10 protein-coding genes are annotated in these 9,477 nt (G+C 41.9%); all 10 read left to right on the forward strand.

All coding sequences use genetic code 11. The annotated features are described in order from the left end of the window. Nucleotides 1–48: 48 nt before the first annotated feature. The 10 genes from ACH0BF_RS20880 (at nt 49) to sufB (ending at nt 9,375) form a co-directional block, all read left to right on the forward strand. On the forward strand, nt 49–1,074 hold the full coding sequence (locus ACH0BF_RS20880) for a methionine ABC transporter ATP-binding protein (protein WP_120037895.1): 1,026 nt from the start codon (nt 49–51) through the stop codon (nt 1,072–1,074). Further along, nucleotides 1,067–1,735 carry a methionine ABC transporter permease gene (locus tag ACH0BF_RS20885; protein ID WP_120034269.1) on the forward strand — a complete coding sequence of 223 codons (669 nt, stop codon included), beginning with the start codon at nt 1,067–1,069 and terminating at the stop codon, nt 1,733–1,735. The genes ACH0BF_RS20880 and ACH0BF_RS20885 overlap by 8 nt, the downstream gene beginning before the upstream one ends. Before the next feature lie 20 nt (nt 1,736–1,755). Then, nucleotides 1,756–2,601, forward strand: a complete 846-nt coding sequence (locus ACH0BF_RS20890; RefSeq protein ID WP_120034268.1) for a MetQ/NlpA family ABC transporter substrate-binding protein — start codon at nt 1,756–1,758, stop codon at nt 2,599–2,601. Nucleotides 2,602–2,761: 160 nt separating this feature from the next. Then, complete coding sequence (locus ACH0BF_RS20895; protein WP_120034266.1) at nt 2,762–3,124, forward strand: carboxymuconolactone decarboxylase family protein; 363 nt, start codon at nt 2,762–2,764, stop codon at nt 3,122–3,124. A 255-nt stretch (nt 3,125–3,379) separates the two neighbouring features. After that, nucleotides 3,380–3,541, forward strand: a complete 162-nt coding sequence (locus ACH0BF_RS20900) for a YuzK family famiily protein (protein WP_182917009.1) — start codon at nt 3,380–3,382, stop codon at nt 3,539–3,541. A 426-nt stretch (nt 3,542–3,967) separates the two neighbouring features. Beyond that, nucleotides 3,968–4,747: a Fe-S cluster assembly ATPase SufC gene (gene sufC, locus ACH0BF_RS20905; protein ID WP_120034262.1), complete on the forward strand. Its 780-nt coding sequence runs from the start codon at nt 3,968–3,970 to the stop codon at nt 4,745–4,747. A gap of 242 nt (nt 4,748–4,989) precedes the next feature. Further along, nucleotides 4,990–6,300, forward strand: a complete 1,311-nt coding sequence (sufD, locus tag ACH0BF_RS20910) for a Fe-S cluster assembly protein SufD (RefSeq protein ID WP_340852666.1) — start codon at nt 4,990–4,992, stop codon at nt 6,298–6,300. Next, nucleotides 6,300–7,529: a cysteine desulfurase gene (locus ACH0BF_RS20915; RefSeq protein WP_340852669.1), complete on the forward strand. Its 1,230-nt coding sequence runs from the start codon at nt 6,300–6,302 to the stop codon at nt 7,527–7,529. The genes sufD and ACH0BF_RS20915 overlap by 1 nt, the downstream gene beginning before the upstream one ends. Next, complete coding sequence (gene sufU, locus ACH0BF_RS20920) at nt 7,519–7,953, forward strand: Fe-S cluster assembly sulfur transfer protein SufU (RefSeq protein ID WP_340852671.1); 435 nt, start codon at nt 7,519–7,521, stop codon at nt 7,951–7,953. The genes ACH0BF_RS20915 and sufU overlap by 11 nt, the downstream gene beginning before the upstream one ends. Nucleotides 7,954–7,977: 24 nt before the next feature. Then, nucleotides 7,978–9,375, forward strand: coding sequence for a Fe-S cluster assembly protein SufB (sufB, locus tag ACH0BF_RS20925; protein ID WP_120034254.1), 1,398 nt, complete (start codon nt 7,978–7,980; stop codon nt 9,373–9,375). Nucleotides 9,376–9,477: the final 102 nt, after the last annotated feature.

The raw sequence follows: 9,477 nt of genomic DNA on the forward strand, positions 1-9,477 counted from the left end.
GCAGAAAGGTTTTTTATTTTTTCGGGTGGAATGGAGGAAAACCGCCGCATGATTTCAATAAAAAATGTAAAAAAAGTCTTTTCCACAAAAAATGGAAAAGTGACAGCAGTAGATAATATTGACTTAACGATAGATAAAGGCGAGATTTTTGGTGTAATTGGTTACAGTGGAGCTGGGAAAAGCACACTTATCCGGATGCTGAACGGTCTTGAAAATCCGTCTTCGGGCTCTGTTGTTGTTGCGGACCGGGAGATATCAAAAATCCGGGGAAGCGAGCTGCGTCAGGCGCGCCAGGAGATCGGCATGATTTTCCAGCACTTTAATCTTCTTTGGTCAAGAACGGTGCGAGATAACATTGCCTTTCCGCTAGAAATTGCGGGTGTGTCGAAAGAAGAGCGCCTTAAGAAAGTGGATGAGTTGATTAAATTAGTTGGTTTGGAAGGAAGAGAAGACGCTTATCCTTCACAATTGAGCGGCGGACAGAAGCAACGCGTCGGTATTGCCCGGGCGCTCGCAAATGACCCGAAAGTTCTGTTGTGTGACGAGGCTACCTCAGCACTTGATCCGCAAACAACGGATGCTATTTTAGATCTGCTTGTTGATATTAATAAACGTCTTGGATTAACAATTGTGCTCATCACTCATGAAATGCATGTCATTCGGAAAATTTGCCATCGGGTGGCAGTAATGGAAGCAGGCCGTGTCGTAGAACTTGGTTCGGTGCTCAACGTTTTCAAATCGCCCGAGCAGCCAATTACAAAGCGGTTCGTTCAACAAGTGACCGAGCCAGAAGAATCAAAAGAAACCATAGAGCACTTGCTTGAACAGTTTCCAAATGGCAAGGTAGTCAAGCTTACTTTTATTGGTGAAAGTGCAGAGCAGCCAATCATTACGAATTTAATCCGTCAATTTAACATAGCGGTAAATATCGTCCAAGGGAAAGTGTCGCAGACGCAAAACGGTGCGTATGGTTCACTATTCGTTCATTTAACGGGTGAACCAGAGGAAGTGGCACAAGCAGTGGCCTATCTCGACAAGCAAGAAGTCAGCTCGGAGGTGATCCATCATGCTTGAACAATGGTTCCCTAATGTTGATTGGGAAAAAATGTGGGAAGCGACAAATGAAACCCTTTATATGACGGGTATATCCGTGGTGGCTACCTTTATTTTGGGCATACTCCTTGGTCTGCTGTTATTTTTGACAGCTAAAGGAAATATATGGAGCAATAAAGTAATTTACAGCATTGTCTCTGCTTTTGTTAATATTTTTCGTTCCATTCCTTTCATTATATTGATTGTTTTATTAATTCCATTTACAAAAGCGCTTATCGGTACAATGATCGGTGAAAATGCGGCACTGCCAGCCCTTATCATCGGGGCAGCTCCTTTCTATGCGCGCATGGTTGAAATCGGCCTGCGTGAAATTGACAAAGGAGTCATTGAGGCAGCGCGAGCAATGGGAGCAAAAACGAGTACGATTATCTTTAAAGTACTGCTTCCTGAATCAATGCCAGCGCTTGTTTCTGGGATTACTGTTACAGCGATCGCTCTGGTTGGCTACACGGCCATGGCAGGTGTGATTGGAGCTGGCGGTCTGGGGAATCTTGCTTATCTGGATGGATTCCAGCGCAGCCGGAATGATGTCACTTTGGTTGCTACGATTATTATTTTAATCATTGTGTTTGTGATTCAATTGATTGGTGATCTTATTACTAATAAGTTAGATAAAAGATAAATTTTAGGAGGGGAAGAAAGATGAAAAAGTGGTTGCTTACTTTGTTAACTGCAGTAGTTGTGTTTGCGTTGGCTGCCTGTGGCGGCTCAGATGATAAGAAAGATGAGAAAGCAAAAGAAGGCGGCAAAGAAGATAAGGAAATCGTTGTTGGTGCTTCGAACGTACCACACGCGGTGATCTTAGAAGAAGCTAAGCCGTTGCTTGAGAAAAAAGGTTATGATCTGAAGGTTGAAACATTCCAAGATTATGTATTACCGAACAAGTCTTTAGAAGAGGGAGATTTGGATGCTAACTATTTCCAGCATATCCCTTATCTTGAGTCTCAAAAGAAAGAGCATGGCTATGATTTTGTAAATGCTGGCGGCATTCATATTGAACCGATCGGTGTATATTCTAAGAAATATAAAACCCTTGAGGAACTTCCAAAAGGGGCAACTATTTTAATGAGCAGCTCGGTTGCAGACCACGGACGTATTTTAACCATGCTTGAAAAAGAAGGACTCATTAAATTAAAAGACGGCGTAAAGAAAGAGGAAGCGACAGTTGAAGATATCGCGGAGAACAAAAAAGATTTGAAGTTTGATTATAATTATGAAGCCGCTCTTCTTCCACAGGCCTATAACAACGGAGAAGGCGATGCAGTTCTCATTAACTCTAACTATGCAATCGATGCTGGTTTAAATCCGTTAAAGGATTCAATCGCTATTGAAGACAAAGATTCACCATACGTAAACGTTATTGCTGTCCGCAAGGGCGATGAAGACAAAGAAAAAATCAAAGCGCTGGTAGAAGTCCTTCATTCAAAAGAAATTCAGGATTTTATTTTGAAAGAGTGGGGCGGAGCAGTCGTACCGGTTAACAAATAAAGATAAAAACACCTGCAAGGAGTCCCTTGCAGGTGTTTTTATCTTTCATCGTAAAGGCCAGTTCTCTGTTTGGCTGAAAAATCTTTTCTTATTCTTTATTTGAATAAAGCTTTTTTACTTGCTGCATATTAAAAAAGATAAAAACAGAGGAGGCTATCCTATGGACAGAGAAGTTTTAACATCAACAGAAGCAGCGTTATTAGAATATAAAGAGGGGCTTGGCACATTTACAAAAAAAATGCCTGGGCTCGCTGGTCATTTTAATGCATTTACGGCAGAGTGTTTTAAGGAGGGAGAAATCGGCCAAAAAGAAAAGCAGCTGATTGCTCTCGGCATTAGCGTCTATTCACAAGATGAATATTGCATCCTTTATCATGTGAAAGGCTGCTTGGATCAAGGGTGCAGTGAACAGGAAATTTATGAATCGCTTGGTGTGGCCGCAGCTTTTGGAGGTGGGGCGGCAATGAGCCAGGCAGTAACACTTGTACAGGAAGCGATCGATGAATTAAAAGTAAATCATTAAAACGACAGAATGGGGACTCTTTCGGAAAATTAAGAATCAAGCAGGATATGGTTTAAATTTTGAGAATGGGGTTATATAAAAGACAGGAAGCACGCAAAATCACGCGTGAGCAGGTAAGAGCAGTTCATATGCCTTTTGTGAAAAAAAGGAAAGACTGTTACGATAGTTCCTGTAAGAAAATTTCATTCTAAAAACCGAAAGGATTGATTCCCCATTAACTCGTTAAACTCACTGAATTTGCAGTACACAGACAGTATGGAAAAGGCTATGCATGGATCCCGTGGAGTTGGATATGAGGTGTACCGCCAAAATCATGAAGTGAGAATGAATGTTGAACGTCAACGTGAAGAGGAATATGTGGAGAGCCGACGAATGGTTGCTGATCACAACCGTAAATTTACGAACCATCTTTCATAATAAAATTGCATATAAGTAAACCTTCAAATTTAGCGTATGAGCCGACTTTGAAGGTTCAAAACAAAATTACCGCAAATATTGAAAACGACTGTCTTTGAAGCCATAAAACTCGCCAGGAGCGAAATTGCTATAGCAATAAAGAACGCGGAAGTTTGCCAACCATCTGAAAGCCAGCACACATGCTGGCTTTTTCTATGATTCAAAAAGAAAATCTATTGTAAATAAGATAAATAAACAAGGGAGAAACTAAGAAAAATGGCTCCCATTTCCCTTGATTTCATATGAAGGATGAACTATCATCAAATATCCGGGACAATTCAGTCAGACCGGTTGAATATAATTTTCATTTGTTATAAGATTGTAATGAGAATAAATTGAGAATGATAATAAACATCGATTTGCTTCGATGATTACGGAGGTATGGACATGACAGCTTCAACATTAACAATTAAAGATTTACACGTATCCATTGATGGAAAAGAAATCTTAAAAGGTGTAAATCTTGAAATAAAAGGTGGAGAGTTCCACGCAATTATGGGACCAAATGGAACAGGTAAATCCACTTTATCTGCAGCTATTATGGGTCATCCTAAATATGAAGTAACGAGCGGAAGCATTGAATTGGACGGAGAGGATGTTCTTGAAATGGAAGTAGACGAACGCGCGCGTGCCGGTCTCTTCCTTGCTATGCAATATCCAAGCGAGATTAGTGGAGTAACGAATGCCGATTTCCTTCGCTCTGCTATTAATAGCCGCCGTGAAGAGGGAAATGAAATTTCTTTAATGAAATTTATCCGTGAAATGGATTCAAAAATGGATCTATTGGAAATGGACCAAGACATGGCACAACGTTACCTAAATGAAGGCTTCTCAGGCGGGGAGAAAAAACGTAATGAAATTTTACAATTGATGATGATTAAACCGAAAATCGCGATCCTTGATGAGATCGACTCAGGGCTTGATATTGATGCTTTAAAAGTAGTAGCTAAAGGAATCAATGAAATGCGCAGCGAAGATTTTGGCTGCTTAATGATCACTCACTATCAGCGTCTTCTTAACTATATTACACCTGATGTAGTTCATGTTATGATGCAAGGCCGTGTCGTGAAATCAGGTGGAGCAGAGCTTGCTCAACGCCTTGAAGCGGAAGGGTACGATTGGATCAAACAAGAGCTAGGCATCGAAGACGAAACAGTAAGCCAGTAAGAACAAAAAGCAGAGCCGCCTATTCTGGGAAGACAAGCATAGGGCTTCCATTCCCAAAAAAGACGGAGCTGTACAAAGAAAAGCGGTGCTGCCTTTTTTGGGACAATACATGTAAGCCATTCTGGCTGTGTGGCATGTTTCAGCTACACAGCTAGAACAGGTTATACCTTGAGAGGCAATGCAAAATAAAGAAGCGGTTTTCTTTATCGATAAACGAAAGTTGGATAACTAGGAGGACGGACATGACTGTAGAAACAAACCTACCAGTAGATCGAGAGTATATCCGCTCTTTTTCAGCAGAAAAAGGCGAGGGACAATGGCTGGCTGATTTACGCCTGACAGCCCTTGAAAAAGCGGAGGAATTGCCGCTGCCAAAAGCAGAAAAAACGAAAATTACGAATTGGAACTTTACACAATTTCCTTCTCATACAGTAACGAGTGAGCCATTTGCTTCTCTTGAAGAGCTTCCGGAACAGGTAAAGTCGTTAATCAATCTTGAAGAGGTTAATAAAAACCTTTATATTCAACGCAACCAGACACCGGCTTTCCTCGCTATTTCCGAGGATCTGTCAGAACAGGGTGTAATTTTCACAGATATTGCCACTGCTGTTCGCGAGCATAGCGATCTTGTTCAAAAGTATTTTATGACTAGCGTAGTGAAACCGGACGAACATAGACTCACAGCTTTGCATGCAGCTTTAATGAATGGTGGAGCTTTTCTATATATACCGAAAAACGTTGAAGTTAAAGAACCAATTCAGGCTGTGTATATTCAAGATAACGAGAAAGCCGTGTTGTTCAATCACGTGCTTGTTGTAGCGGATGACAATAGCTCAGTGACTTACGTAGAGAACTATGTGTCGACGGTTACACCTGAAAATGGAGTAGTAAATATTGTGGCAGAAGTGGCTGCCGGTACAAATGCCAAAGTTGTTTATGGTGCTGTTGATAATTTGGCAAGTGGGGTAACAACCTATGTGAACCGCCGCGGAGTTACAGGCCGTGACGCTCGCATTGAATGGGCGCTAGGCATGATGAATGATGGTGACACAGTCTCTGAGAATGTTACGAATCTGATTGGAGACGGCTCATTTGCCGATACAAAACAAGTGGTTGTCGGTCGTGGCAGCCAATCTCAAAACTTTACTACTAAAGTCGTTCATTTTGGTAAGCATACAGAAGGTTACATCTTAAAGCATGGTGTGATGAAAGATGCCGCTAAGTCTATCTTTAACGGTATTGGCAAAATTGAGCACGGTGCTTCTAAGTCAAATGCAGAGCAGGAATCACGTGTTTTAATGCTTAGTGAGAAAGCACGCGGCGATGCTAACCCAATCCTTCTCATTGACGAAGATGATGTAACAGCTGGCCATGCTGCCTCCGTTGGCCGTGTAGATCCATTGCAGCTATACTATTTGATGAGCCGAGGAATCGACCGTAATGAAGCTGAACGTTTAATCATTCATGGATTTTTAGCACCAGTTGTTGAAAAAATGCCAATTGAAGGCGTGAAAAAGCAACTGACTGAAGTGATTGAAAGGAAAGTACGCTGATGAACGCCAAGGAAATTAAAAAATATTTCCCTATTCTTGATCAAGAAGTGAACGGTCATCCGCTTGTGTATTTAGATAATGCAGCGACTTCTCAAAAGCCTGTACAGGTAATTGAAGCGCTTGACAACTACTATCGTCAGTACAATTCTAACGTGCACCGGGGCGTGCATACACTTGGTAACCGAGCAACGGATGCCTATGAAGGTGCGCGCGATAAGGTACGTAAATTTATTAATGCAAGGGCTCGTGAAGAAATTGTGTTTACAAGAGGAACGACAACCTCTATTAACACGATTGCTCAAAGCTATGGACGGGCAAATGTAGGTGAGGGCGACGAAATCGTTATCACCTACATGGAGCATCACAGCAACATTATTCCTTGGCAGCAGCTTGCTAAAGAAAAAGGGGCGGTGCTGAAATATTTACCGCTTCAGAACAATGGAACAGTTTCGCTTGAAGATGTAAAGGAAATAGTTACAGAAAAGACGAAAATTGTTTCTATTATGATGGTGTCAAATGTGCTCGGCACGATTAACCCGATCAAAGAAATTACCGAGATCGCTCATGAAAAAGGAGCCGTCATGGTTGTAGATGGAGCACAGACTGCTCCGCATATGAAGATTGATGTTCAAGAGTTAAATTGCGATTTTCTTGCTTTTTCGGGTCATAAAATGTGCGGGCCAACCGGCATTGGTGTAATGTACGGCAAGAAGGAACTTCTTGAAAACATGGAACCGGTGGAATTTGGCGGCGAAATGATTGATTTTGTGGGGCTTAATGATTCAACATGGAAGGAGCTTCCTTGGAAATTTGAAGGCGGCACGCCGATTATTGCGGGAGCCATTGGCTTAGGCGCAGCTATTGATTTTCTTGAAGAGATCGGTCTTGATGAGATTGAGAAGTATGAACATCATTTAGCTGACTATGCAATGGAACGGCTTAGTACAATTGAAGGCATGACAATCTATGGACCGCTTGCCGGTGAAAAGCGTGCTGGACTTGTTACATTTAATTTGGCCGATGTGCACCCTCATGATGTAGCGACTGTGCTTGATGCGGAAGGAATTGCTGTTCGGGCAGGCCATCATTGTGCGCAACCCCTCATGAAGTGGCTGGAATGTTCAGCAACTGCAAGAGCAAGCTTCTATGTGTACAATTTGGAAGAAGATGTCGATAAGCTCGTCCAGGGACTCGTTAAAACAAAGGAGTATTTCAGTGATGTCTTTTAATAACTTAGATCAGCTGTATCGCCAAGTCATTATGGATCACTATAAGAATCCTCGTAATAAAGGACAGTTAGAAGACGGCACGTTAACCATTGATATGAATAACCCGACTTGTGGAGATCGCATTCATCTCACAATGAATGTAGAAGGTGGAAAAGTGTCAGAAGCGAAATTTGATGGAGAAGGATGTTCCATTTCAATGGCTTCTGCCTCCATGATGACACAAGCGGTTAAAGGCAAAGATATAGAGACAGCTTTAAAACTTTCAAAGGTCTTTTCAGAAATGATGCAAGGAAACGACTATCCAGATGATTTGGATCTTGGCGACATTGAGGCATTGCAGGGAGTAGCTAAATTTCCTGCCCGCATCAAATGTGCGACGCTTGCATGGAAGGCCATGGAAAAAGGCTTGTCTGAGCAAGAATAATAAAACTAACAGGAGGAATGAAACATGGCTAAAAAAATGCCGGAGATCGGGGATTACAAATATGGCTTTCGAGATAAAGACGTTTCAGTGTACCGTTCAGAACGCGGCTTGACACGTGAAATTGTTGAAGAAATCTCCAAATTAAAAGATGAGCCTGAATGGATGCTGGACTTTCGTTTGAAGTCGCTTGAGCATTTTTACAATATGCCTATGCCACAATGGGGTGGAGATTTATCCGCTTTAAACTTTGACGAAATCAACTACTACGTAAAACCTTCTGAACGGGCAGAACGTTCATGGGATGAAGTGCCGGAAGAAATTAAACAAACGTTTGATAAGCTTGGTATTCCGGAAGCAGAGCAAAAGTACCTCGCAGGTGTTTCTGCTCAATATGAATCCGAAGTAGTGTATCACAACATGAAGGAAGACTTAGAATCACTTGGGATCGTCTTTAAAGATACAGATTCTGCATTAAAAGAAAACGAAGAGATTTTCCGCAAATACTGGGCGACAGTCATTCCGCCAACTGATAATAAATTTGCGGCATTGAATTCTGCTGTATGGTCAGGCGGTTCATTCATCTATGTACCACCAGGCGTGAAGGTAGATACACCGCTGCAAGCCTATTTCCGAATTAATTCTGAAAACATGGGGCAATTTGAGCGTACGCTAATCATCGCTGACGAAGGGTCTTCTGTTCACTATGTAGAAGGATGTACAGCACCGGTTTATACAACAAATTCTTTGCATAGTGCGGTGGTCGAAATTGTCATCCGCAAAGACGCCTATTGCCGTTATACAACTATTCAAAACTGGGCTAATAACGTATATAACCTTGTAACAAAGCGTGCGGTATGTGAAGAGAATGCAACTATGGAATGGATCGATGGAAATATCGGTTCAAAATTAACAATGAAATATCCAGCGGTTATTTTAAAAGGCGAAGGCGCACGTGGTTTGACGTTGTCCATTGCTATTGCCGGCAAAGGACAGCATCAGGATGCAGGTGCCAAAATGATTCATTTAGCGCCAAACACGTCCTCTACAATCGTGTCAAAATCAATCTCAAAGCACGGTGGAAAGGTCACATACCGCGGTGTTGTCCATTTTGGCCGCAAAGCCGAGGGGGCACGCTCTAACATTGAGTGTGATACACTTATTATGGATAACCAGTCGACATCGGATACAATTCCTTACAATGAAATTTTGAACGACAACATTTCACTTGAGCATGAAGCAAAAGTGTCAAAAGTGTCTGAGGAACAATTGTTCTACTTAATGAGTCGTGGCGTTTCAGAGGAAGAAGCGACAGAAATGATCGTCATGGGCTTCATTGAGCCGTTTACAAAAGAACTTCCAATGGAATATGCGGTTGAGATGAACCGTCTGATTAAATTCGAAATGGAAGGTTCAATAGGATAACATATAAGAAACCCCCGCCATATCAACGGGACTGACCCCTATTTTTGAGACAGGGATCAAAACACCTTTAAGCAGCCAGCTGCCGATATTTGACCGGTGGCT

It is taken from the genome of Pseudobacillus sp. 179-B 2D1 NHS (assembly GCF_045370945.1).
Taxonomy (GTDB): Bacteria; Bacillota; Bacilli; order Bacillales; family Domibacillaceae; genus Pseudobacillus.